Origin of the sequence: Nevskia sp., assembly GCF_021732705.1 — a bacterium.
Taxonomy (GTDB): domain Bacteria; phylum Pseudomonadota; class Gammaproteobacteria; order Nevskiales; family Nevskiaceae; genus Nevskia.
This window is the reverse complement of the sequence record NZ_JAKFUM010000016.1, coordinates 113,688-140,158: the sequence shown is the minus strand read 5'-3', so window position 1 is coordinate 140,158 and position 26,471 is coordinate 113,688. Positions and strand designations below refer to the sequence as shown.

Here is a 26,471-nt window from a genome sequence, read left to right as displayed (position 1 = left end):
GTCATCGATATCGTCAGTGTCGGGATCTGAATCGAGGGAGCAGCCGCCGCCGGTCATCTGGCCGGCTCGTCGGCAGTTTCCTTTCGCGGCGTACTTCCTCGGTGTTGTCATCAGCGGCAGCGCGCTGCTGCTGGCTACCGATGCAGAGGCGGGGCCCACGGGCGGCGTGGTCGTGGGCGGCAGCGGCACCATCGGCAGCAGCGGCAGCACGACGACGATCAACCAGACCTCGCAGCGCCTGTCGCTGAACTGGCAGACGTTCAATCTGAATGCCAACGAAACCGTCAACTTCCTGCAGCCGTCGGCATCGTCGGTGGCGCTGAATCGCATTCTCGATCAGAAAGCCAGCCAGATTTTCGGACAGATCAATGCCAACGGTCAGGTGTTCCTGATCAACACGCACGGCATCCTGTTCGGGGCCACGGCGAAAGTGAATGTTGCGGGTCTGCTGGCCAGTTCGCTCGATCTGAGTTCCGATGATTTCCAGGCAGGGCGCTATCAGCTCGATGCGCGCGGGGGGCTCGGTGCCGTTGTCAATCACGGCATTCTCGCGGCAGCCAATGGCGGCACGATCAGTCTCGTCGGCAGCAAGGTGGTCAACGACGGGCTGATCGTCGCGAACTACGGCCGAATCAACCTCGACGCCGCCGACCGCGCCTTTCTCGATTTCGACGGCAATGGTCTGATCAACATTGAAGTCACCGGCGAGCTGCGCGCGCGGCTCGATGCCGCGGGCCCGGCCGTCAGCAACACTGGCGAACTGCGCACGCAGGGCGGAACCGTGGTGTTGCAGGCGTCCGCGGCCCGCGATCTGTTCACCAACCTCGTCAACAACAGCGGCCTGATCGACGCCGGCGGCATCAGCGATGACGGCGGCGTGGTTCGGCTGGTCGCGAGCGGCGGCAATGTCGAGCACAGCGGGCGGATCGTTGCCAGTGGCAGCCGCGGCGGTGATGTGCAGGTGCTCGGCGATCGCGATGTGCTCGTGACCGGCTCGGCAGTGATCGACGCTTCCGGCCGCGATGGCGGCGGCACGGTGCGGATCGGTGGCGGGCTGAGCGGCGGCGAGGGTCTGGTGCAGCCGGAGCGGGCACTGGTGGCGCCCGATGCCGTGATCACGGCTGACGCCAGCGGCAATGGCAACGGCGGCTCGATCGTCGTCTACTCGAAGGACAACACGGTGATCGCCGGCACGCTGTCGGCGCAGGGCGGCCTCGAAGGCGGCAACGGCGGTTTCGTCGAAACCTCCAGCGGCGGCGGATTCTCGATCAGCAGCACGCCGAAGGTCAGCGCACGGACCGTGAACGGCATTGGTGGCGAATGGCTGATCGACCCTTACAACGTGACGATCGTCGCGACGGGCGGCAACAACACCTACGACAACGCCAACCCGTTCAACGCGACGGCCAACAACACCTCGATCAATGTCGCATTGCTGATCAGCGCTTTGAATGGCGGGAACACCGTGACGGTATCGACCGGCGCTGCCGGCTCGCCCGGCACCGATGCCGGCGACATCACGCTGGCGACCCAGCTGAACTACAACGGCACGGGCAACGGCACGCTGAACCTGAATGCCGCCAACGACATTCTGATCAACGCGGCCATCCTCGATGGCACGCCGGGTGGCGATTCGCTGAACCTGAACCTGCAGGCGGGACGCAGCATCGCACTGAACGCCAACATCGACCTCGGCGCAGGCGATGCAACGCTGAATGCCACGACTGGCGCGATCACCCGCAGTGCAGGCACGACCCTGACAGCCGACGACCTGACGGCCAGGGCCGACAGCGGCATCAGCCTGATGACCAACGTCAATTCGTTGAACGTCATCAACAACGGCGCCACCGGCAACATCGACATCACCGAAGTCAACGGCCTGACCGTGGCCATGCTGCGCCAGAGCAATGCCGCCAACGTGACCGGCACGGTCTCGCTGATCTCGAACAGCGGAAACCTGATGCTCAACAACGGCGCCGTGCTGAGCCAGGGTGGCCTGATCACGCTGACCGCAACGGCCGGTGCGATCAGCGATAACGACGGCGGCACGGCAGCCAGCATCACCAATGCGACCGGGAATGCCGTGCTGACGGCGCGAGACGGCATTGGCGCTGCGGGTGCCGGCGCGATTGATACCGACCTGGCCGGCTTGTCGGCTTCCGTGACCGGCACGGGCTTGATCAACGTCGCGGAAGCGAACGCGATCACGCTGAACAGCATCCGCACGATCAATGGCGACGTCACGGTTTCCGCCGGCGGTGAACTGACGGCCACGCTGGTTGTCGCCGCCGGCAACAATCGCGATGTGACGCTGACCACGACTGCGGGCAATCTCATTGCCGGCGCGATCACGGCCGATGGCGACGCGGTGACGCTGACATCGGCCGGCTCGATCCTCGACGACACCATCGACACGACGCTGATCGACGCCAACACCGTGAACCTGACGACGGCCGGTGCCGCTTCCACGATCGGCAGCGGTGGCGGCGCGACCACATCCGGCATCCCGCTCGGCTATCTGGATTTCACGGGCCTGCCGGACATCAACCTCGACGGCGCGCCCGCGGGCGTGTTCGTGCGCTTCGTGACGACGACCAACGTCAATGCGGGCGCGTCGCAGTTGAACGAGCTGACTGAGGCGACGCAGGACATCGGCATCGCCGTCGATGGCGCGGACTTCAACTTCAACACGACGCGGTTCCAGGATATCGGCACGCGGAATCTGTCGGTCATCGCCGACGGCATCACGCTCGGCCTGCTGACGCAGCAGGAAATCGGCACCAGCGGCGATGTCCTGCTGCGTGCTCGCGACGGCTCGATTGTCGACAGCGTCGAAGCGCCGGCTGCAGCCGACATCCGCGCCAACAGCCTGACCCTTGAAGCAACCCAAGGCATCGGCAACGGTACCGGGGGGGCGATCGAAACCGACGTTGCCAGCCTGAATGCGAGCGTCACCGGCACCGGAAGCCTGTCGATCATCCAATCGAACGCCTTGCTGCTGAACTCGGCGACCACCGTCAATGGCGCGATCAGCATCACCACGAGCGCCGGCAATTTGAGCGTCGGCTCGGTCAGCGCAGGTGCCGGTGCGGGTGCTGCGGGTCAAGGCAACGTCAGCCTGACCGCGACAGCGGGGTCGATCACTGAAGCGACGCCGGATGCCGCCGTCGACATCGCCGGCGGTAACGTCACGTTGACGGCAGCCAACGGCGTGGGCACGACGACGGAAGCGATCGAAACGGCAGCCACCACACTCAGTGCCACATCGAGCGGAGCCGGCAGCATCAACCTTGCCGAACTGGATGGCGTGACCCTGACCTCGGCCACGACCAGCAACGGCAGCATCGCCGTGACCGCCGGCGGCAGCATCGTCGCCAGCACTGTCGCGGCAGGCAGCGGCACGGTGTCGCTGACCGCTGACGGTGCCACCAGCGACATCATCGGCACGACCTTGAGCGGAACGACGATCAACCTGATTGCTGGCCGCAACATCGCGACGGGTGCGGTCACTGCGGCAAACGATCTGGCGACGAGCAATACCGGCACGCTCAGCTACGGCACCTTGAATCTGGGCGGCAATCTGACGTCGACGACCAGCGGTGCCGTGACCCAGACCGGCGCGGTGAGCGTCAACGGTACGAGCAACATCGACGCCGGCAGCAGCACCATCACGCTGACCACCGCGACCAACAACTTCATCGGCGCGGTATCGCTCGCGGGCGGCAACGTCAGCATCCGGGACGCGAACCAGTTGACGCTCGGGACGCTGGATACCGCCGATCTCAGCGTTCAGAGCGCCGGGGCGCTGAACCTTGGCGCCGGCATCATCGCCGGCAATCTGGTCGCCACCAGTGGTGGCGATGCCATCACGCAATCGGGCGCACTGACCGTGGCCGGCACCAGCGCGCTGACGGCGACCGGTGCCGCGATCATGCTGAACAATGTCGGCAATGATTTCGACGGCGCGGTCTCGGTGACCGGCGCCGCCACGACCTTGGTCGATGCCAACGCGATTGTTCTGGGCGCTTCCACCGTCAGCGGTGCGTTGAACGTCAGCAGCAACGGCAATATCACCCAGACCGGTGCGATCGTCGCAGGAACCACCACCACGCTGAATGCCGGCATCGGCAACGTGACGTTGGCCAACGCCGCCAACAACTTCACCGGCGCGGTCTCGGCCACCGGCAACGCGATCAGCTTGCGCGATACCAATGACCTGACGGTATCGACCTTGGCCAATGGCGCCAATGGTGCCGTCAGCCTGATTGCCGGCGGCAACCTCACGCTGCCAGCGGGTGCGATCAGCACGGGCACCGCTGACCTCGTGCTGGCGGCAAACGGCGGCAGTTTCAGCACCGGTGGCAGCTTGTCCGGCGCCAATATCAGCCTGACGGCGCGCGACGCACTTGGGATCGGTCACGCCATCACGACGTCGGGCGCTCTGACGCTGACGTCGACAACGGGGGCCATCAACCAGACCGCGGCAACGATCACGGCCGGTACGTTGACCGGATCGTCGTCCGGCACAACGACCCTCGGCCAAGCCAACAACATCGCGAATCTCGGTCCCTTCACCGCGACAGGCTTCCAGCTGTTGAATGCGTCGGCCCTGAATGTCAGCGGGGCAGTGATGGGCGGCACCGGGAACACGAGCCTGCGAGCACAAGCCGGCAACTTGTCGGTAGGCACGGGTGGGTCGGTGGCCGGGAATGCCGTCACCTTGCGGGCCGATACCGGCGCCATCACGCAGGCCACGGGTACGGCGGTCAATGCCACGACCTTGAACGTGCAGGCGGCGAATTCCGTGGCACTGAATTCGACGGCCAATCAGATCGCGACACTATCCAGCGCCGCCTTCACGAGCAGCCTCGACATCAACAGCGGACGCGCATTCACGGTGGCGTCGACGATTGCCGCGACCAACGGCGAAACCGTGCGCCTTTCGACCGCTGGCGGCACCGGTAACTCGCTGACGATCACGGCACCGATCACGATCACCGGCGGCGCGGGCGGCACGCTGCAACTGGCATCGGCCGGCAATCTGATCTTGAGTGGCAATGTCGGCGGTGGCACGGTCGATCTGCAATCCGGTGCGGCGATCACGCAGACCGGCAGCGCACGGGTGACCGCCGGCACCCTGACCGGCAGCGCAGTGGGCAGTGCCACGCTGAATCAGGCGACCAATGCAGTTTCGACGCTCGGCACGTTCACGACAGGTGCCGGTTTCAGTCTGGTCAGCGCGGCCTCGCCGGCCGTCGCCGGCGCACCGGCACTGACGGTCTCCGGGACCGTCAGCGGCGGCACCAGCACCACGATCACGACGACCACGGGCGATCTGCGCATCGAGGGCCTGGTCAGCGGCACGGCGATCAACTTGAGTGCGACGACCGGCGCCATCGTCGATGGCAATGGCAATGCCCGCAACGTGTCGGGCGGTACGCTGACGGCCTTGGCACTGACCGGCATCGATCTCGATACCGATATCGCGGCACTCGATGCCAGCGTCACCGGCGCCGGCGCGATCAGCATCGACGAACTGAATACGATCAGCCTGACCGACGTCGATACCGCGAACGGCAACATCGCCATCACTGCCGGCGGCACGCTGACGGCCACCGATGTCGCCGCGACCAACGGAACGGTCAGCCTGTCCGCAACGGGCAGCGGCAGCGACCTCGCGGCCGGCGTCATCAGCGGCACGGCCGTGAGCCTCAACGCTGGCCGTGCGATCACCGATGGCAATGGCATGGCCGTCAACGTCACGACGGTGGGCGTGTTGACCGCCGATGCCGTGACTGGCATCGACCTCGACACGGCGGTTGCGCGTCTCGATGCCAGCGTCAGTGGCGTGGGCGCCATCGCCGTCGACCAGACTGGGGCGATCCAGCTCGACGATATCGATACCGCAAACGGCGATGTCCGTGTCACCGCAAGCGGCACGATCACCGCGCTGGATGTCGCCGCGACCGGTGGGACGGCACGCCTGACCGCCAACGGTGCTGCCAGCGATCTCGTCGTCGGCACGATCAGTGGCAGCAATGTGGTGCTGGCCGCTGGCCGTGCAATCACCGATGGCAATGGCGCGGCAGTCAATGTCAGCACCGGCCTGCTGACCGCCGATGCGGTGACCGGCATCAATCTGGATACCAGTGTCGCCAGCCTCAATGCCAGTGTCAGCGGCGCCGGCAATCTGGTGATTCGCGAAGCCAACGCGATCACCCTGACCGATATCGATACCGCCAACGGCAACATCGACGTCACGGCACTCGGCACGATCACCGCGAGCGATGTTGCGGCCACCGGCGGCACGGTGGCGCTGACCGCCAGCGGCGCCACCAGCGACATCGTCGGGGGCGTGCTGCGCGGCAACAGCATCACCTTGAACGCCGGTCGCGACCTGTCGACCGGCACCATCAGCAACACCGGCAATCTGACCACCAGCAATGCCGGTAGCCTGGTCATCGAGGGCGTCACCCTGACCGGCAATCTCGTGGTCGCCAACAACGGTGCGGTCACGCAGACTGGCGCGCTGGTGGTCGCGGGCACCAGCCAGATTGCTGCCGGAGCGGGCGCGATCACCCTCGGCAACGCCGGCAACGACTTCGGCGGCGCGGTCACGGCATCCGGCAGCGCCGTGACACTCGCGGATCTCAACGCGATCACCCTTGCGAATGTCACCACCACGGCTGGCAACGCCGTGGTCACCGCGGGCAGCACGATCACCGCGACTCGGGTGGAAGCCGGCGGCACTGGCGACATCCAGCTGACCAGCACCGGTGGCAATGTCGATGTCGATACGCTGGTTGCGCTTGATGACGACGTGCGGCTGAGTGCGCTCGCTGGCCAGATCCGCGACATCAACGGCGCTGCGATCAACGTCAGTGCCGCAAACCTAGTGGCCGATGCCGCAACCGGCATCGACCTCGATACCAGCATCGCCAGCCTTGATGCGAGCGTCAACGGCACCGGCAATCTCGCGATCGATGACGCCGATGCCGTAAGCCTGACCGATGTCTCGACCAATGCCGGCAACATCACGATCAACGCAGGCGGCACGATCACGGCCACCAGTGCCGTCGCGCGCGGCGGCAACCTTAATCTGAGCGCGAACGGCGTCACCAGCGACATCGTGGCTGGCGTGCTGGGCGGCACGCTGGTGAATCTGACGGCTGGCCGCGCAATCGGTGACGGCAACGGCGGCAGCAACAACGTCACTGCGACGCAACTCAATGCGACGGCTGCTGCCGGCATCGCGCTCGGTACCGATGTCGACGTGCTGAACGTGCGCAGCACGGGCGCGGCAGGCGATATCGCCATCAGCAACGTCGGCACCGTCGCCGTGCAGGCCTTGCAGGCTGCTGGCACCGGCAGTGTGCAACTGAGCACCAGCGGCGGCGGCGACATTGCGCTTCGCGATGGTTCGGTTTTGACGCAGGGCGGTGCTGTTGCACTGTCAGCGGCTGGCGCGATCGTCGACGCCGATGGTGGCAACATCACCAGCATCGCCACCAACGGCGGCAACCTCGTGCTAGATGCCGCCACCGGCATCGGCGATGCGGATGCCATCGATACCGAAGTGGCCACGCTGGCGTTCAGCAACGGTGCCAATGCCGTTCGGGTGATCGACCGCAGCAGCGCAGGCTTGACCGTCCGCAATTCGCTGAACAACAACGGCGCGATCGATCTGACCAGTACCGGTGCCGGCGGCCTGACTCTGGCAGCGGGGAATAGTCTGCAAGCGAGTGGTGGCGCGATCAGCCTGGGCGCCACCGCCGCCAATGCGGGTCTGGTCATCGGCGGGCAGATCAGCACGACCTACCTCGGTGCACCGGGCTCGGGGGTCACTCTGGTGGCTGACAACCTTGATCTGACGGGAGCCACGATCGCCGCTGGGAACGGCACGGTGGCCATTCGCCAGACCACCAACGGCCGCGCCATTTCACTGGGCACCGAACAAGCCAACGAGCTGAGCCTCAGCGATGCCGAACTGGACACGATCAGCGCCGCAACGCTGGCCATCGGCAACGGCGACAGCGGCGATCTGAGCTTGCGCAACGCCATCAGTCTGGGCAACGTTGCAACCCTCGCGTTGACCACCGGCGCTGCCATCACCACGGCCAACGCCGGCGGGGCGGACGTGACGGTTGCCAATCTGATCGCGACGGCGGCCAGCGGGTTCACGCTGAACACAGCGGTCGGCTCGCTCGATGCCAGCGTCACCGGCACCGGCAATATCGTCATCAACGAGCTCGATGCCATCCGCTTGGTGGATGTCGATACCGCCAACGGCAGCATCACGATCAACGCCGGTGGCCGTATCGCCGCTGCAGACGTTGCAGCGCTGGGCGGCAATGTTTCATTGACCGCCACGGGTGCGGCCAGCGATCTCGAAGCCGGCAGCATCAGCGGCAACAACGTGCTGCTGTCGGCGGGTCGGGCGATCACTGATGGCAACGGCACCGCGACCAACATCAGCGCCACGCGACTGACGGCCGATGCCGCGACCGGCATCGACCTCGACACCGCAATTGCCGAGCTCGATGCCAGCGTCAGCGGCACGGGTGCGCTGCTGATTCGCGAGCGCGATGCCATCACGCTGATCGATGTTGATACCGCAGCGGGAGGCATTGCCGTGACGGCCGGCGGCACGCTGACGGCCAGTGATGTCGCAGCGACCGGCGGCAATGTCGATCTCACGGCGAACGGCGCGGGTAGCGACTTCATTGGTGGCGTCGTCAGCGGCATCAATGTCAGCTTGACCGCTCGCGGCAATCTGTCCACCGGCAGCGTTACGGCTTCCGGCAACATCGCTGCCAGCAGTGCTGGCGACCTGCGCTTCGATACGATCACGCAGGGCGGCAACCTGCTGGCCAGCACGCAGAACGGCACGATCACGCAGACCGCGGCACTCGTTGTCGGTGGCAGCACCACGCTCGACGCCGGTGCCGGTGCCATCACGCTGGATCGCGCCGACAACGACTTTCAGGGCGTGGTCAACATCGCCGGTGCCAATGCCACGATCGTCGATACCAACAACCTGACGCTCGGCACGCTGACGACCGGCAACCTCAATGTCACCAGCACTGGTGCCTTGAATCTCGGTAGCGGCTCGGTCGCCGGGCTGCTGTCCGCAGTCAGCAACGGCGGCGTGATCACGCAGACCGGAGCGCTGAACGTCACCGGTGCGAGCGCGATCAACGCGGGCAGCGGCACGATCACGCTGGCGAACGCCGGCAATGATTTCCGGAGTCAGGTCGTCGCGACCGGCAGCGCGATCAGCCTGCGTGACGCCAACAGCCTGGATGTGCGAATTACAGCAAGTGGAGCGGCGGATGTTCGTGCGTTGACGGGTGCCTTGTCTGTCGGCGGCAATGCCGCCGCCCTGACCACGGTCAGTGGAACCGGGACACGCTTCGAGACCTTGAGCGTCGCCAGCGTCGACAGCGCAGCCGGTGGCGAGATCACGCAAGGTGGTGCGATCGCCGTCGCCGGGAATGCCGCGCTCAATGCCGGCAGCAACGCGATTGATCTGTCGACTGCCGGCAATGATTTCGGTGGCGTGGTCACCGCCAGCGGATCGAACATCGCATTGCGTGATGCCAATGATCTGGTCGTCGGCAATCTTGACGCGGGCGGGGTAGTGGCACTGACTGCTGGCGGTACGCTGACGCAAGCGGCCAGCACCCGAGTCGCCGTCGGCACCCTGAGCGCCGTGTCCGGTCTGGCTACCACATTGACCAACGCCAATCTCATCGGACAGCTGGGCGATGTCACGGCCAACGGCTTCAGCCTGAGCAATGCCCAAGCCCTGACCGTCAATGGCGTGGTCAACGCCGGAGCATCCGGCAACCTGACCACGACCGCTGGCGATCTGGCGATCAACAATACGGTGACCGCGACCAATCTCGTGCTGAATTCCGCGGGCGCGATCAGCGAAGGTGTTGGCGGCCGACTTGTCGCCGCGAACCTGAGTGGTCAGTCGGTTGGCGCGACCAGTCTTGCTGGCAACAACAGCATCACCAATCTGGCCGGCTTCACCGCGACGGGCTTCACGCTCAACAACGCCCAGGCGCTGAATGTCACGGCTGCCGTCAACGGTGGCAGCGGGGTGGCGCTGACCACCACGTCGGGCGGCATCGCCATCGCTGCCAGCATCACCGGCGCCGATACGCGCCTGAACTCTGCAGCCGGCATCACGCAGACCGCAGGCACGGTGAACGCAGTGGCGCTGACCGCGACGGCCGTCGGCGGCATTGCGCTCAATACGGCCGTGACCACTGCTGATCTCGCCAGCATCGGCAGCGGTTCGATCAGCGTCACCGAACTGGATTCGATCACGCTCGGTACCGTCAACACCAACAGTGGCGACATCGCCGTGACGGCTGGCGGCGCGCTGACCTCGGCGCTGCTCACGGCCGGCGGCGATGGCGACGTATCGCTCGATGCGCGGGCCGGAAGCTTGAGCGTCGGCACGATCAACGCGGACGGCAACGAAGTTTCGCTTTCAGCGAGTACGTTCGTCGTTCAGGCAGCGGACGGTGTGATTACCGCAGGCGGCGTCAGCGGCACCGGACCATCCGGGTTCAGTCTCACGGGGCAGAACCGCATCGACCGTCTGCACGATGTCACCGCTGGCAACCTCAGCGTGCGCAACGTGACCGATCTGCGAGTGGAGGGCCCGATCAATGTTTCGCCGACCGGTGACGTGACGCTTCAGGTGGTCGGTGCCGGCAATGATCTGACCATCCTGTCCGACATCAGTGCCGGTTCGATCTCCGCGCGTGTGCTTGGAGAGCTCGTCCTCGGTGCATCGCTGTCTGCTTCGGACAGCATCGGTTTCGATGCCGGAACCATCACGCAGAATTCGGGGATCATCACCACGCCGCTGCTCCGGATTGCCGCCGGTGGCCGTGCGGTGCTGGACGGCGCCAATCGGATCGATGCGCTTGGGCCGGTGTCCGTCGGCAGCCTGAGCCTGACCAACGCCCAGTCGCTGGCGGTCAACGGACCGCTGGTCATCGGCTCCGGCGCAGGCGATCTGAGCCTCCGCACGACCGCAGGCTCGCTGTCGATCAATACCGAAATCGTGGCCGACGACATCGCCTTGAACTCGGCGACCGATCTGCTGCTGAGCAATGCCGTCACCGGCAACACGCTGGACCTGCGATCCGGCGGCGGGATCAGCCAGACCTCGGCGGGCATTCTCGATGTCGTCGTACTGACCGGCAGTTCCGTCGGCAGCACCACATTGAACGCCGCCAATCTCATCGACACGCTTGGAGGATTCACCGCCGCCAATCTGAGCCTGAGCAATTCCCGGGCGCTGACGGTCAACGGACCGCTGACCATCGGCGGCGGGCTCGGCGATCTCAGCCTGCGAACCAGCGCAGGTGGCTTGACCGTCAATACCGACATCGTCGCCGATGACGTTGTGCTGGCGTCTGCCACCGATCTGACGCTGACACAGACCGTAGCTGGCAACACCGTCAGCCTCGATGCCGGCGGCGACATAGCGCAGACCGCGAACGGCGTGATCGATACCGGCCTGCTCGATCTCCGCTCGGATGGCGATACCCGCCTGACCGGTGCCAATCGGATCGATGCACTTGGCACGATAACGGCAGCCAATCTGACGCTGAACAATGCACAGTCGCTGGCCGTGAACGGGCCTCTGACGGTCGGCGTTGGCGGGGTTCCCGGCGATCTGAGCCTGAGCACGTCGGCAGGCACGCTGACCATCAACACGGCGCTCACCGCCGATGCGCTGGCGCTCGGCTCGGCCACCGACCTTCTGCTCGCCAACGCGGTCACTGCGAACTCGGTATCGCTGACGTCTGGCGGCACGATCACGCAAACGGCGGCCGGCATCATCGACACGGCACTGCTGACCGGGCAGTCAGCCGGCGACAGCACGTTGACGGCCGCGAATCGCATCGATGTGCTCGGGAACTACTCGGCGCCGAACCTCAACCTGAGCAACGCTCAGGCCCTGATCGTCAACGGCACGCTGAGCAACGGGCTGCAGGCGCCGCAGCGCGTGCGGCTGGCGACGACTGTCGGCGGCTTGACCGTCAATTCGGCACTGACCGCAGTCGACATCGCGCTGGATTCCGCGGCGGATCTGCAGCTCACGCGCGCAGTGAATGCGGCTTCGACCTTGGACCTTCGCGCTGCCGGCAATCTGGGCCAGACAGCGGAAGGCGTGATCGAGACCGCGCAGCTGAGCGGCCGCACCGGTGGCAATGCGACGCTGGAAGCCGGCAACCGGATCGGCACGCTGCGCGATTTCTCGGCTGCGAACCTGAGCCTCGTCAACGGTCAGCGACTCACGGTCGGCAGCGGCGTGGCCATCGGCGATGGTGCCGGCGATCTCCGACTGCAGACGACGACCGGGGACATCGACGTGCAGGGCGATCTGGCCGTGCGCAATCTCGATCTGGCATCCGCTGCGGATCTGATCCTGACCTCGAACCTCAGTGCCGACACTTCGCGGCTGGTGGCCGCCAGCGCGATCACGCAAGCCGGCAATGCCGGGCTCACCACGCGGCTGTTGACGGGCAGTGCCGGCGGCGTCGCCGCGCTCACCGGAGCCAATGCCATCGCGGAGCTCGCGAGCTTCACCGCGAACGGGCTGGACCTCGTCAACACGCGCGCGCTGACGATTTCCGGATCCGTTGACGGCGGCATTCGCACCACGATCCGCAATGCCGGGGATCTGAATGTGACCGGCGATCTGCGCGGGGTCCGGACGGCGCTGGATGTCACTGGCAGTGTCGTGCAGACCGCCGGTGTGATCACCGCCGAGATCTTGAGCGGGCAGGTCAGCGGCAGTGCGACGCTTGATGGCCTCAACGATATCAGTCGCGTCGATACCTTCACGGCGCAAGGTTTGAGCCTGAGCTCGGCTGCGAACGGCTCGCTGACGATCAACAACGTCGATGGCGGCAACCGCACGGTGATCACCGCGCGCGCCAGCGATCTGGTGCTCGGCACCGGCACCGTCCGCGGAGTCGACGTGTCGCTGACGGCCGGCGGCGCGATCATTGGCACGGTCGATTCGCGGGTCGAGGGCCAGTCGCTGACCACCGTATCCGGCGACCGCACGGTTCTGAATACCGCCGTTGACCATTATTCCGGCCTCGTCACCGGGGTCGGCGATCTAACCATCAACGAACGTGACGGCATCACTCTCGATTCGGTCACGGCGGCTGACGGCAACATCCGCATCCTCACCCGCGAAGCGGGAGACGTCACCGCCACCGATGTCACGGCGCAGCGCGGCAATGTCCAGATCGTCGTCCTCAACGAAAGCAGCGAGCTCGCAGTTGGCAGCATCGCCGGCAATTCGGTGAGCTTGCAGGCTGGAGCAATTGTGGCTGCCGACAACGACGCTAGCGCCGACATCCGTGCCGCGAACATCACGCTGGCCAGCGCGACCGGCATCGGCACTGGCAGCCAGGGTGCAATCGACTTGACCTTGACCGGCGGCGGCCAATTGTCGGCGTCAGCGTTCTCCGGCGGCGTCTACCTCGATAGCCTCGCAACCACCGCTGTCACGGTTGCCAACCTTACTGCGCGCAATGGCGATATCCGCTTCAACCAGACCGGCAACCAAGATCTGAAGGTGATCCGCGCGGAGAACCAGCAGAGCGGCTCGACCACGATTCAGAACGATGGTGCGAGGCTGACGGTCGAGAATGCGACGATCGGTGCGTTTGCGGGCAATACCCTGCCGACCGTGCAACTGAGCAGCGCGGGCGACCTGATCGTCGGGACGGTTGTTGGCGGCGCGCGGGCTCTGCTGCAGGCCGGTGGTGCCATCACGGCACTCAGCAACAGTCTTGACGCAGGGGTCATTGGCCTCGATGTCGTTCTCGAGGCCGGCCGCGGGATTGGCAACGACGCCAACGGGGCGTTGAACGTCTACGGTGCAACGCTGTCGGCGACCAGTGTCAACGGCAATATCGATCTCAACAGTCAGGGCTTGTCGGAATCCGGCACCTTGGTCGTCAGCCGTCTGGCGACCGGCATCGGCAGCATCACGCTCGATCAGACCGGTGGCCAGGCCCTCATGGTGCAAGACGCCAGCACGGCCGACGGGGCGATCAGCATCAGCAACGCCGAGGGGCAACTGACCGTGAACCGCGCGACGGCCGGTGGCAGCGATGCCAGCGACAACCTGACCTTGCTGACGACCGGCAGCGGCGATATCGCGGTCGGTGACGTTCAGGCCCTTGGCAATGATGTGCGCGTGACGGCTGGTGGCTCGATCATCACGATCGATGCCGATGCGGCTGCCGACATCTCGGCCGCCAACGTGTTGCTGACGGCCGGCAGCGGCATCGGCAATGGTGCCAACGGCGCGCTGGGCGTCAGCACTGGAAACCTGACCGCGCGCAGCACCAACGGCAACATCGATCTCGATAGTCTTGCGACGTCGACGGTCACCGTCGCCGAGCTTCGCACCGGCAACGGTACGATCCGATTCGACCAGACCGGCGGTCAAGCGCTGAACGTATCCAGCGCCAGCACCGGCAACGGCGCCATCGCGATCAGCAACGATCGCGGCACGCTGACCGTGACCGCCGCCGATGTCGGGGGGACCGATGACGACGACGATCTGCAGATCGCCACCACCGGCAGCGGCAATCTGGTGATCGGCGAACTGCGGGCCCTCGGCAATGACGCGCTGCTGAGCTCGGCGGGCGCGATCGTCGATAGCAACGGCGCTGCGGTCAATGTCACGGCCGATCGCCTCGTCGCCACTGCCGTCACCGGCATCGGCGCCGGCGGTGATGCGCTGGAAACGGCGGTGGCCGCATTGAGCTTCGATACCGCCAGCGGCGACGTCGCGATCGGAAACGCGCAGGCCCAAGGCGTGGTCGTGGATGGCAGCAGTCGCGGCGGATCGATCGTGGTGACCGAGACGCTGGGCAATCTCACGGTCGGCGGCGATATCAGCGCCAGCGGCAACACCCGCCTGACCGCGAGCGCCGGCAGCATCCTGCGCATAGCCGGGACCGTGCGCGGCGGCACCGTGACCTTGATTGCGGGCGGCAGCGGCACGGCTGGTGGCTCGATCGGCGGCTCGATCGGCGGCAACCGTGCGCCGATCGTCACCGATGCCGACGCCATTGTCTTCACCGGCGCCGGCAGTGGCAGCGTCGACATCAGCGAGATCAACGGCGCGACGATTTCCGGCAGCACCGGCAGCGGCGACATCCGGATCAGTGCCGCGGCGGGCAATCTGGTCGTCGGCGGCAATGTCGGCAGCACCGGCAACACGGCGCTGACCGCGAGCAGCGGCAGCATCCTGCGCGCGGCTGGCACGGTCAGCGGCGGCACGGTCACGCTGACCGCCGGCGGCGCCAACGGTGCCATCGGTGCCGCGGGCGCTGCGATCCTGACCGATGCCAACGCCGTCGCTTTCCTCGGCACTGGCAGCGGTACGGTCGACATCGTCGATGCCAACGGCGCCGGCTTCTCCGGTGCCACCGGCAGCGGCAACATCGCACTGGCCACGCAGACCGGCGACCTGACCGTGGCGGGTGACATCGCCACCCGCGGCGATGCCAGCCTGACCGCGACCGCCGGCAGCCTGCAGCGCACCGGCGGTACCGTTCGCGCCAATGCCCTGAGCCTCATCGCTGGCGGCAGCAACGGTGGCATCGGCAGCGTGGCAGCGCCCGTGCTGACCGATGCCGCGACCATCGCGTTCACCGGCAATGGCAGCGGCGCGATCAACATCGTCGAAGCGAATGGTGCGTCGATTCGCGGCAGCACCGGCAGCGGCGATATCCGGGTGGAGTCCACGTCCGGCGATCTGACCGTGGATGGCGCGGTCAGCACGGGCGGCGATGCCCGACTGACCGCAGGCCGAGACCTTGCCTTGAACGCTGCGGTCAGCGCTGACGAAGTGGTGCTGAACGCGCGCGGTGGTGCGATTCGGCAGTCGAATGCCGGCGTCATCACCGCCGACACGCTCAGCGGCAGTTCGCAGGGCGCAACCAGCCTGCTGGCGGCGAACCGCATCGATCGGCTCGGCGCGTTCACGACCAATGGCTTTGCACTGAGCAATGCCCAGGCGCTGACGGTCGCCAGCAATGCCGTGGTCGACGGCGGCACCGGCAATGTCGCATTGACCACGACGCAGGGCGGTATCGCGATCGACGGCACCTTGCGCTCGCAGCATGCGGTGACGGTCGACGGCACGGTGACGCTGAACTCGGCCGGCACGATCGTCGAAGGCGTGGGCGGCCGCATCCTGGCCGACGTCCTGACGGGCCGCTCGCTGGGCAGTGCCTCGTTCGGCAGCGAGAACAGCTTCATCGCCAATCGGGTCGGCACCGTGTCGCAGTTCCAGTCGCGCGGCACCTTCAGCCTGACCACCGAGGGCACGCTCGGCATCTTCAACCTCGATGCCACCGGCTTCACCACCTACCTCGGCGTGATCGGCGGCGACCTGCTGCAGCTTCGCGATTCCGAGATTCGCAACACCACCGGCCGCTACTTCGTGCCGGACGGCGGCATCGGCCGCCGCGGCAATGGCGAGGGTCAGTCGCTGCGCGTCACCGGCACCGGCAACCAGACCATCATTGACGTCCGGATACGGCCTGCTTACGTTACCGCCCGCACGGCCAATGGCACCTTCCTGCTGCTCGATGGTGTCGGCGGCTTCAATTCGGAAATCGCCGGCAGCACCGGCTCGGCGCAGCAGTCGAACAACGTCAGCGATTCTTACATCGATCCGGCGTTGATCAGCGCCCGTTTCCGCACCTATGGCATCGTCCCGTCAGGCATGCGTCTGCCCGAGGACCAGATCGAATCGAAGGAGTCCGATGATGAATGACGCAAGCGCGCCGGCTGCTGCCGCCACTGCCACGCCGCCTCCGCGCGATGCCGCTGCCGCTGCGGCCGCGCAAGGCCTGCCGCTGTTCTTCCGCAGCATCGAAGCGCTGGATTCCAGCGTGCACCGGATGTTGCGGCGCAAGCCGCGCGAGAGCTACCAGTTCGCGACCGGCACCAATGCCATTCCGATCGTGTACGGCGAGCTGCCGCGCATCGCGCAGGAATACCCGGTGGTGTTCGCCGGCGACGGTCCCAACCTGCATCTGGTGGCGCTGGTCGGCCTGACCAATGCCGAAAACCTGTTCGTCGGCGCCGATGGCCGATGGCAGGGTCGCTACGTGCCGGCCTACCTGCGCTGCTATCCGTTCGCGCTCGCGCGCGGGCCCGAGCAGTCGCCGGGCACGTTCACCGTGGCGATCGATCGGGCTTGTCCGGAGTTCAGCAATGTCGACGGCGCACCGCTGTTCGACACGGCCGGTGAAAAGACGGCGTACCTGAACCAGATGCTGGAATTTTTGCAGCACTACGACGCGCAGATGGAACAGGCGCGGCGCTTCGCCACGCGGATTGCCGAGCTGGGCCTGCTGGTGTCGGTCAATGCCGAGGCGCGGCTGCGCAATGGCGAGCAGTTCGCGATGTCCGGCTTGCGCGTGATCGAGCGCGGGGCCCTGTACAAGCTGTCGAACGAGGCGAAGCTGGAACTGCTCGACAACGAGATGCTCGAGATGGTCTACCACCACTTCGCCTCGCTGCAGGCGTTCTCGCAGATCGTCGACCGCCTGGCGATCCAGCGCGGCACCAGCGTCAGCGACGTCGACCCGTCGATCAAGGCCTGAAGCCGAGGCTGCCGGCGGCGGTCGGCACGACTGTCGTCGGCGCGGCACAGGCACGTCTGTCGAGGTCTGGTCGGCGTGTCGCGGCCAGGGGCGTGTCGAGCAGCCGCTGGGCTTTGCCGGACCCGACCCTGATCAGGCCTCGATCAGATCGTAGTCGCCCTTGCCGGCACCGCATTCCGGGCACATCCAGTCGTCCGGAATGTCTTCGAAACGGGTGCCGGGTGCGATGCTGCTGTCGGGATCGCCCAGCGCTTCGTCATACACGTGACTGCAGTAGCGGCAGCGATAGCGGCGAGTGGCAGCGGGCATGGCAGCGTCTCGTGTCAGTGGATCAGGCGGCCGCGGCCGCGGCGGTGGCCGTCGGCAACGTCGCGGCCGGTGCCGGATAGATCGTCGGCTGGATCGCAAAGCCGTGCTGGATCGCCAGATCCTGCTGGCGCAGCGCCGGCTCCAGCAACTGCCACACACGCAGGTTGTTGTAGAACGGCGTGGTCGGATACAGATGGTGGATCAGGTGGTAGTTCTGATACTGCAGCACCGGCGTCAGCAACCACTCGTGACCCAGGCGGATGGCGGTGGCCTTGGTGAAGTTGACGTCCTGCCGGGTGTCGTGCGGAACGTGCGGCAGCCAGAAAAAACTGAAGCCAAGCGCGAGAAAGATCATCCGCGACGGCACGAACCACAGCATCAGCACGTGCCAGCCGTAGCCCATCGCGGTGAATGAGCCGAACACGATGACGGTGCCGAGCGTCATCCACAGTGACGTGACGAGATAAGGCTTCGACACCTTGTCGCCATGCCGGATCGAGTGGATCAGGTAGATCACGTCGATCAGCAGCCAGCGGAACGGCAAGGTCCAGGTCGCGCCGTGCAGCACGATGTCCGGATCGCGCGGGCCGCTGGTGTAGCGGTGGTGAAGGATATGGGCCCAGCGGAACAGCTTCAGGTTGACGTAGGGCGCGCCGAGGAAGACCGCGCTCTGGCCGATCCAGTCGTTGACGCGGGCGTTGGTCGAGATCGCCCGGTGGATCGAGTCGTGAACGACGCTGAACGCGAGATAGCCGATGGCGCCGTTGACGAGCATGCCGAGCCATAGCGGAATCGTGCCCAGTACCGACAGCACATCCGAGCCGATGTAGACCGTCATCACCAGCGCCCACAGCCAGACCGTCGGCCACGCCAGTATCGGTGCCGTGGTCAGCCTGCGGAACTCGGCTTTCTGTTGCGGATCGAGGTGCGTGGTCAGGACAGGGGCAGCGCTCATGGCGATGACGATCGGCGAGGGTTGGTCAGGCGGTTGGCTTGCGCCGGCGCGGGGCAAGGACGATGACATCGGCGGATGCCGGAGCCGGTTTCGAAGCGGCCGGGCCGGGCGTCGGCGCGCTCGTTGTGGTCTGGACCATGCGGGTCACCAGCGGCGCGATCAGCGCCTCGAGCGTCAGGCCGTGCACCAGCTGGCCAGCGGCGTGCAGCGTCATCAGGCCGTGCAGCGAAATCCAGAACAGGTGGGTGAGCACCCGCGCATCGCCGTGCAGCACGCCGGCATCGATCGCGTGCTGCACCACCGATACCGCGTGCTCGAACAGGCTGCGGCGCGCGGCGAGCAGATCCGGGTACTGGTTGATCGCTGGCTGATGCGTCGAGAAGATCAGCTGATAGTCGGCCGGATGCGCCCGCACGTACTCGACGTAGGCCGCCGCGAGCGACTCGATCCGCGGCATCGGTGCCGCCTGCGACGGCTCGCGCGCGCGGACGAACTGCTCGAAGTGTTCCATGCACTGCACGCGCAGGGCGACCAGCAATGCTTCCTTGCTGTCGAAATAGCGGTACGGCAGCGTGTGGCTGATGCCCGCGGCTTCGGCGAGTCGACGGAACGAAATCGCGTCCAGCCCTTCAACGCGATAGATGTCGAGCGCGAGCGCGGCCAGACGCTGGCGGGTGGCATCGACGGCGGCAGGGCTGTGCTGGGCGCGGGGCATGAACGTAAATTAACACCGTAAAATTTACAGTGTCAACATTTGCGTGAAGTCCGCTCTGCGCGCAAACACGTCGGGCAACCGGTCGGCAGCCGGCACGCGGGAAGTGGCTGCGGGCAACCCGATGCGGATCGCAGGCCGGCATCGCGTTGCCGCGTTCCGCAGGCGCCGCGACCTGGTCAAGACATCGTCTTGGTCGACTCGAATGGGCGAGGTCGGATCGCTCCCGCCGCGCGGTCGGGCCTCCAGCGACGCGCGTCTGCGCGAGCGGAAATGCGGCTGGCACCCGGCTTGCGTGCCGGATCGGCGGCAGCGCCATCGCGGGTCGGCGGCATTGCCGCGCCGGCTCCACATCCGACAGACTTGCAGGATGACCAACAAGCAATCTCGGAAGACCCCGACACCGCCCGGTGCCAAGCCCCGGCTGCAGATGGTCGACATCGCCAAGATGGCGGGCGTGTCGACGGCCACCGTGTCGCGTGCGCTGAACGACAGCCCGCTGGTGACACCCGAGACCCGCGCCCGGATTGCCGAGCTGGCGCGGTCGATGAACTACACGATCAATGCCGGCGCCAAGCACCTGCGTCTGGGGCAGAACAAGACCGTGGCGCTGGTGCTGCCGTACGAACGCGACTCGCGCCAGAGCGTGTCGGATCCTTTCTTCCTCAGCATGTTCGGCGCGATCGCCGATGCCCTGACCGAGCGCGGTTACGACATGCTGGTGTCGCGGGTCGATGCCAGCGAGCTGGACTGTGCCGCGCAGCTCTACAATGCCGGCCGCGCGATGGGCATCATCCTGATCGGCCAGTGGCGCCATCACGAGCAGCTGAAGGCGATGGCCGAGCGCGGCGTGCCGCTGGTGGTGTGGGGCGCGCAGATGACCGACGGCGGCTACTGCACGGTCGGCTGCGACAACATCGCCGGCGGCGAACTGGCAACCGAGCATCTGATCGCCTGCGGTCGCCGTCGCATCGCATTCATCGGCGATACCGTGTTCCCGGAAGTCGCGCAGCGCATGGAAGGCTATCGCCGGGCGCTGGCACGGCACGGCATCGTCGCCGACGAGCGATTGTCGATTGCGGCGTCGTTCCTCGCCGATGGCGCACGTCAGGCGATGGCCGAGTTGAAGCGCCGGCAGGCGCCGTTCGATGCCGTGTTCGCCTGCAGCGACCTGCTGGCGCTGACCGCCATCGGCGCGCTCGAACAGCAGGGCCTGAAGGTCCCGCGCGATGTCTCCGTCGTCGGGTATGACGACGTTGCGATGGCCAGCTACTTCCATCTGCCGCTGACCACGGTCCGGCAAGACATCGAAGCCGGCGGCCGGGAACTGGTGGCGGCGCTGATCGAGCGCATTGGCCATCAGGAACCGGCATCGCGTGTGGTCGCCACCGAGCTGGTGATCCGCGAAACCAGCCGCGTGCCGGCCGCCTGAACGCCGGGCTTGCAAGCCGCCGGTTCGCGGCGCGGCGCGCTGCCAGCACCCATCAAGAGCGCTGATGCCGCCCGTCGTTGCTCTGCGCCTGCTTGAAGACCTGATCCTGCCGATGGCTGCGCACGTTGCGCTGTCCACCGTGCTGTACGCGCTGCTGACGGTGGCGCGCGCACCCGCCGTGTGGGGGTGGGGCCGCGCGCCGGACGGGCGCAACCCGTGGGCGGCGGTCGAGCCACGGATCAGCGCCAACCTGTCGAACCAGTTCGAGTGGCCGCTGTTCTTCCACATCGCCTGTCTGCTGCTGATGGTGATGGGCAATGCCGTCGACGGTCGGGCTGCCGTCGGGCTGGCCTGGGTCTTCGTCGCCGGCCGCGTGCTGCACAGCGCGGTGCAGATCGCGCTGCCGAATCTGCGGCTGCGCGGGCTCGTCTTCACCATCAATTTCGTCGCGGTGCTCGGGCTCTGGGCGATGCTGCTGCTGGCCGTTGTCGGCGGTTCACGCGGCGCGGGCGGCGGCTGAGTTCGCGACGGGCGAACCGGACGCGTCTGGAATCCTGATGCGCTTTTCACCCGCAGCTTGGGTGAAAACTCTAGTTGCAATCGATTTCATCGCCTCGCATACTCCGGTGCAATCCAATCGTCATCGTTCCGCGTGAAAGCGCGCACAGCGGTGATCGACCTGACGAAAGCCGCCGGCAGCCGTGCTGTGGCGAGTGGACGCAGACCAAAAAAGCGGCACCAGAAGACAAGACCAAACCGTCGTACGTGGAGGAGAGCCATGCACAAGCCGTCCGTTTTGAAGCCGCGCCTGATCGCTGCCGCTGCAGCGTCGCTGTTCCTGATCAACGCAGCGCCAGCGCTGGCTGCCGACGAAGCCGCCGCGGCCGCCACTACCCCGACCGACAAGGCCGCTGACGGCAGCACGCCGGCCGATCCGGCGAAGCTCCAGGAAGTCGTCGTCACCGGTGTTGCCCGTCCGGTCAACCGACTGGACTCCAGCGTTTCCACCAGTTCGCTCGATCTCGAAGCCGCGGCCCGCGTTGCGCCGCGCTCGACTGCCGAACTGTTCCGCAGCCTGCCCGGCATTCGTGCCGAATCGTCGGGCGGCGAGGGCAACGCCAACATCACCATCCGCGGCATTCCGCTGGCCACCGGCGGCTCGAAATATCTGCAGCTGTGGGAAGACGGCCTGCCGGTGCTCGAGTTCGGCGACCTGAACTTCGCCAATGCCGACAACTTCATTCGCCTCGATGGCTCCGTCTCCCGCGTCGAATCGATTCGCGGCGGCTCGGCTTCGACCTTCGCCAGCAACTCGCCCGGCGGCATCATCAATTTCATCAGCAACACCGGCGAGAACGAAGGCGGTTCGATCGCGCAGAGCGTCGGCGTCGACTACACCAGCTACCGCACCGATTTCTCGTACGGCGGCAAGGCCACCGACACCATCAGCTATCACGTCGGCGGCTTCTACCGCACCGGCGAAGGCGTGCGTCACACCGGCCTGACCGGCGACAACGGCGGCCAGATCAAGGCCAACATCACCAAGCGCCTGGATGGCGGTTTCCTGCGCTTCTACTTCAAGCACCTGAACGACCGCATCTCCAGCTACCTGCCGTCGCCGGTCACCTACAAGGGCAGCGGCGAGTTCGGTGGCGTGCCGGGCTATGACGCCAGCCGAGACACGCTGTTCAGCCGCTACCAGTCGCAGATCGTCACGTACGACGCCTTCGGCAACCGCCGCAACCGCGATCTCACCGATGGCATCCACGCGCTGGTCACCGCCTACGGCTTCGAGTTCGACAAGGACGTGGGCGACGGCTGGAAGGTCAACAACAAGTTCCGCAAGTCCGATGTCGGCGGCGGTTTCATCTCGCCGTTCACGGCGGGCGTCGGCAATGCCCAGACCCTGGCCAATGGCCTGTGCGACGCCTGCGCCGGCTCGACCGTCCGCATCGGGCAGGGTCCGAACCGCGGCCAGGCCTACAACGGGCTGGCATTCCAGAACCTGCTGTTCGATACCTCGTTCAAGGACGTCGGCTTGCTGGTCAACGACCTGAAGCTGTCGAAGACCTTCGCCGGCATCACCGCGACGGCCGGCTTCTACTACTCGCACCAGAACGTCTCGATCGACTGGAACTCGTGGCAGTTCCTGCTGCAGACCGTTGGCCGTGATCCGGTCGGTCTGGCCGTGACCGCGCCGAACGGCGACCAGATCGCGAACAACCAGGGCCTGTACAACCCGGGCCTGCTGTCGTGGTCGTGGGATCTGAACTACGACACCACCGCGCCGTATCTGAACATCGGTGGCCAGTTCGGCGCCAACAACGAGTTCAGCTGGGATGTCAGCGGCCGCTTCGACACCATTCGCGCCCGCGGCACGCTGTACCAGACCAGCGGCGGCACGCCGATCGACTACAACGGCGACGGCACGATCAGCCCGGGGCTGGAAACGGTCGGCGCGGCGTTCGTCGGCGGCTTCGATCCGACCGGTCGCGTCAACTATCGCGCCGATCACTTCGAGTACTCGCTTGGCGGCGCCTACCGCATCGATCAGCGCTCGTCGGCGTTCTTCCGCTACAGCGTCGGCGCCCGCTTCAATGCCGATCGTCTGTTGCAGATCGCCGGCGCCGTGAATGCCGACGGCTCGCTGGCCTCGACCACCAAGGGCTACGACACCGTTCGCCAGATCGAAGGCGGCTACAAGATCCGGGCACGCGGCTTCACGTTCTACCCGACGGCGTTCTACACGATCACCGACGAGACCAACGCCGATCTGACCAACGGCCAGACCTTCCTGCGCACCTATGCCGCCTACGGTCTGGAACTGGAAAGCAGCTACCGCCTGCCGGGCACCGGCTTCGAGATCGCCGGCAACACGACCTACACGCACGCCGAGATCGACAAGGACCGGCTGAACCCGGCCGTGGTCGGCAATCGTCCGCGCCGTCAGGCCGAGCTGATCTGGACGGTGAGCCCGCGCTACCGCGCCGCGAACTGGACCGCCGGCATCACGCTTCAGGGTTCGACCGGCTACTTCCTGAACGACGACAACCAGCAGGCGAACGCGCTGAAGCAGCAGGCCTACACGCTGGTCAATGCCTACGCCGGGTACAACCTGACGCAGTCGATCTCGATCTCGATCAGCGCCAACAACCTGCTCGACGAGTTTGTCGTCACCGAAGCCGAAGAGGCGACCGGCGCGCCGGGCAGCATTGTCCGAGCACGTCCGCTGAATGGCCGCTCGCTGCTGGGTTCGATCCGTTACGACTTCTGATCGCGGCCTGCCGTGATCAGTCCGGGCCCGGGTGCGCGAGAAGAGAGGCTCGCGCGCCCGGTGCCCGTTTTGAACGTTCCGCCATTGCCCACCCCGCGCCTTGCCGGCGTCCCCGAGGATGGACCCTCTGTCGATGAAGCCTGAACATCCCGACTTGCTGGCCGCGCTCCGCCGCAGCCTGCTGTCCGCGCTGCCCATGGACCGCCAGGCGCTGGCCGAGGTCCGCTTCGATCGCCACGTTGGCGCGCTGGTCGGCACCTTGCAGGCCTTGTACGGCAAGGACGACGCCACAGGCTTTGACGGCTGGCTGGGCGAACTGCTGCAGACCATCGGCCAGTGCCTTGCCGCGCGACCGGCGGAACTGCTGGCGCTGGACGAAGATCGGCTGGCGCATCCGGACTGGTTCCTGCAGTCGCGGATGCTCGGCTACTGCGCCTATGTCGATCGCTTCGCCGGCACGCTGGACGGCGTACGGCAGCGCGTGCCGTACCTGCGCGAACTCGGCGTGACCTACCTGCACCTGCTGCCGTTCCTGAAGATGCAGGCCGGCGACAACGATGGCGGCTTCGCCGTCGCCAGTTTCGAGGCGATCGAGCCGCGCCTCGGCACGATGGCCGATCTCGATGCGCTGACGGCGCAGCTGCGAGCGAGCGGCATCAGCCTCTGCGGCGATTTCGTGCTGAATCATGTCGCCAGCGACCATCCGTGGGCGCAGGCCGCGCTGCGCGGCGAGGCACGCTACCGCGACTACTTCCATGTGTTTCCCGACCGCAGCCTGCCGGATGCCTATGAAGCGCAGCTGTCGCAGGTGTTCCCGGAGGTCGCCCCCGGTAACTTCACCGCGGTGCCGGCGCTGGGCGGCTGGGTCTGGTCGACGTTCTATCCGTACCAGTGGGACCTGAACTACGGCAATCGCGCCGTGTTCGCCGACATCGCCAAGGCCCTGCTCGGCCTCGCCAACCACGGCGTCGAGGTGTTCCGTCTGGATTCCTCGCCGTTCCTGTGGAAGCGGCCGGGCACGTCCTGCGTCAACCAGCCGGAAGTTCATCTGATCCTGCAGGCGCTGCGTGCGGTGATCGAACTGGCGGCGCCGGGCGTGCTGCTGAAGGCCGAAGCGATCGTGCCGACGGCCGAGCTGCCGCCGTACTTCGGCAGCGGCGAGGCCCGTGGTCACGAATGCCATCTGGCATACCACAGCAGCCTGATGGCGGCCGGCTGGGCAGCGCTGGCCGAGCAGCGCACCGACCTGCTGGCGCGGGTCATCGACGGCACGCCGGAGCTGCCGTCATCGGCGACCTGGCTGACCTACGTGCGCTGCCATGACGACATCGTCTGGAGCACGCTCAAGCCGGAAATCGCGGCCGGCGGCGAAAGCTTCTCGCAGCGGCTGACGCCGGTCTCGCGCTTTCTGGCCGGCGAAGTCGACGGCAGCTTCGCGCGCGGCCAGGCGTTCCAGACCAGCGCCGAGGTGCCGGTGTTCGGCAGCAATGGCATGACGGCGGCGCTGACCGGCCTGAGCACGGCGACCACGGACGACGAGATCGTCCATGCCGAACGCCGCATCCGCCTGTTGTACGCGCTGGCGCTGAGCTTCGGTGGCCTGCCGCTGATCTACATGGGCGACGAGCTGGGGCAGGGCAATGACGAATCCGACGCCCACGCCGCGCTGCGCGATGCCGATGGCCGCTGGCTGCAGCGGCCGTTGCTCGACACCGCACGCTGGATCGCGCGCGACCGCCCGGGCAGCCCGTCCGCGCGCATCCATGCGCTGCTGCGCGAGCTGGTGCAGGTCCGCAAGCAGCTGCCGATGCTGGCGGCCGATCAGCCGCGTCGCCGCCTGACGACAGCCGATCCGTCGCTGCTGGTGCTCGCGCGTGGCGACGCATTCGTCGCGGTGATGAACTTCTCGGCGCTGCCGAAGACGCTGCCGTTGTCAGCGCTCGGCGACATCGACAATAGTGCGCCGTGGTCCGATGCCTTCACCGGTCAGGCCGCCACCGCGGCGCTGTCGCTGGCGCCGTGGGATCTGTGCTGGCTGGTGCGGCAGCCATGATCGCGGGCCGCAAGCGGCTGGTGCCGTTGTCGCCGATGCCGGTCGCCGCGCT

The 26,471-nt window shown here is 66.4% G+C and carries 9 protein-coding genes; 6 read left to right on the top strand and 3 right to left on the bottom strand.

Going from position 1 to position 26,471, the window contains the following annotated elements; genetic code table 11:
• Positions 1-16: 16 nt before the first annotated feature.
• Together QZ951_RS17130 and QZ951_RS17125 are read left to right on the top strand one after the other, a co-directional pair.
• Positions 17-16,849, top strand: coding sequence for a filamentous hemagglutinin N-terminal domain-containing protein (locus tag QZ951_RS17130; protein ID WP_293002808.1), 16,833 nt, complete (start codon positions 17-19; stop codon positions 16,847-16,849).
• Positions 16,842-17,684: a SapC family protein gene (locus QZ951_RS17125; RefSeq protein ID WP_293002806.1), complete on the top strand. Its 843-nt coding sequence runs from the start codon at positions 16,842-16,844 to the stop codon at positions 17,682-17,684. Before QZ951_RS17130 ends, QZ951_RS17125 begins: the two co-directional genes overlap by 8 nt.
• Before the next feature lie 132 nt (positions 17,685-17,816).
• Here the strand turns inward: QZ951_RS17125 and QZ951_RS17120 are convergent, their stop codons facing one another.
• From QZ951_RS17120 to QZ951_RS17110, 3 genes are read right to left on the bottom strand one after another with little or no spacing between them, the layout of a single operon-like run.
• Positions 17,817-17,993 (bottom strand): rubredoxin, encoded by a 177-nt coding sequence (locus QZ951_RS17120; protein WP_293002804.1) that lies wholly within the window; start codon positions 17,991-17,993, stop codon positions 17,817-17,819.
• A gap of 22 nt (positions 17,994-18,015) precedes the next feature.
• The gene (locus QZ951_RS17115; protein WP_293002802.1) at positions 18,016-18,948 is read right to left on the bottom strand and encodes a fatty acid desaturase; all 933 of its coding nucleotides are present in this window, start codon (positions 18,946-18,948) and stop codon (positions 18,016-18,018) included.
• A 25-nt stretch (positions 18,949-18,973) separates the two neighbouring features.
• Positions 18,974-19,663 carry a TetR/AcrR family transcriptional regulator gene (locus QZ951_RS17110; RefSeq protein WP_293002800.1) on the bottom strand — a complete coding sequence of 230 codons (690 nt, stop codon included), beginning with the start codon at positions 19,661-19,663 and terminating at the stop codon, positions 18,974-18,976.
• A 367-nt stretch (positions 19,664-20,030) separates the two neighbouring features.
• On the opposite strand from QZ951_RS17110, the gene QZ951_RS17105 reads away from it, so the two are divergent.
• From QZ951_RS17105 to QZ951_RS17090, 4 genes are all read left to right on the top strand, one after another.
• Positions 20,031-21,092, top strand: a complete 1,062-nt coding sequence (locus QZ951_RS17105) for a LacI family DNA-binding transcriptional regulator (RefSeq protein ID WP_293002798.1) — start codon at positions 20,031-20,033, stop codon at positions 21,090-21,092.
• Positions 21,093-21,156: 64 nt separating this feature from the next.
• Entirely contained in the window at positions 21,157-21,612 is a 456-nt protein-coding gene (locus QZ951_RS17100) for an MAPEG family protein (protein ID WP_293002796.1), read from the top strand.
• A 258-nt stretch (positions 21,613-21,870) separates the two neighbouring features.
• Positions 21,871-24,366, top strand: a complete 2,496-nt coding sequence (locus tag QZ951_RS17095; protein ID WP_293002794.1) for a TonB-dependent receptor — start codon at positions 21,871-21,873, stop codon at positions 24,364-24,366.
• Positions 24,367-24,499: 133 nt separating this feature from the next.
• Positions 24,500-26,419, top strand: coding sequence for an alpha-amylase family glycosyl hydrolase (locus QZ951_RS17090; RefSeq protein ID WP_293002792.1), 1,920 nt, complete (start codon positions 24,500-24,502; stop codon positions 26,417-26,419).
• The last annotated feature ends 52 nt before the right edge of the window (positions 26,420-26,471 follow it).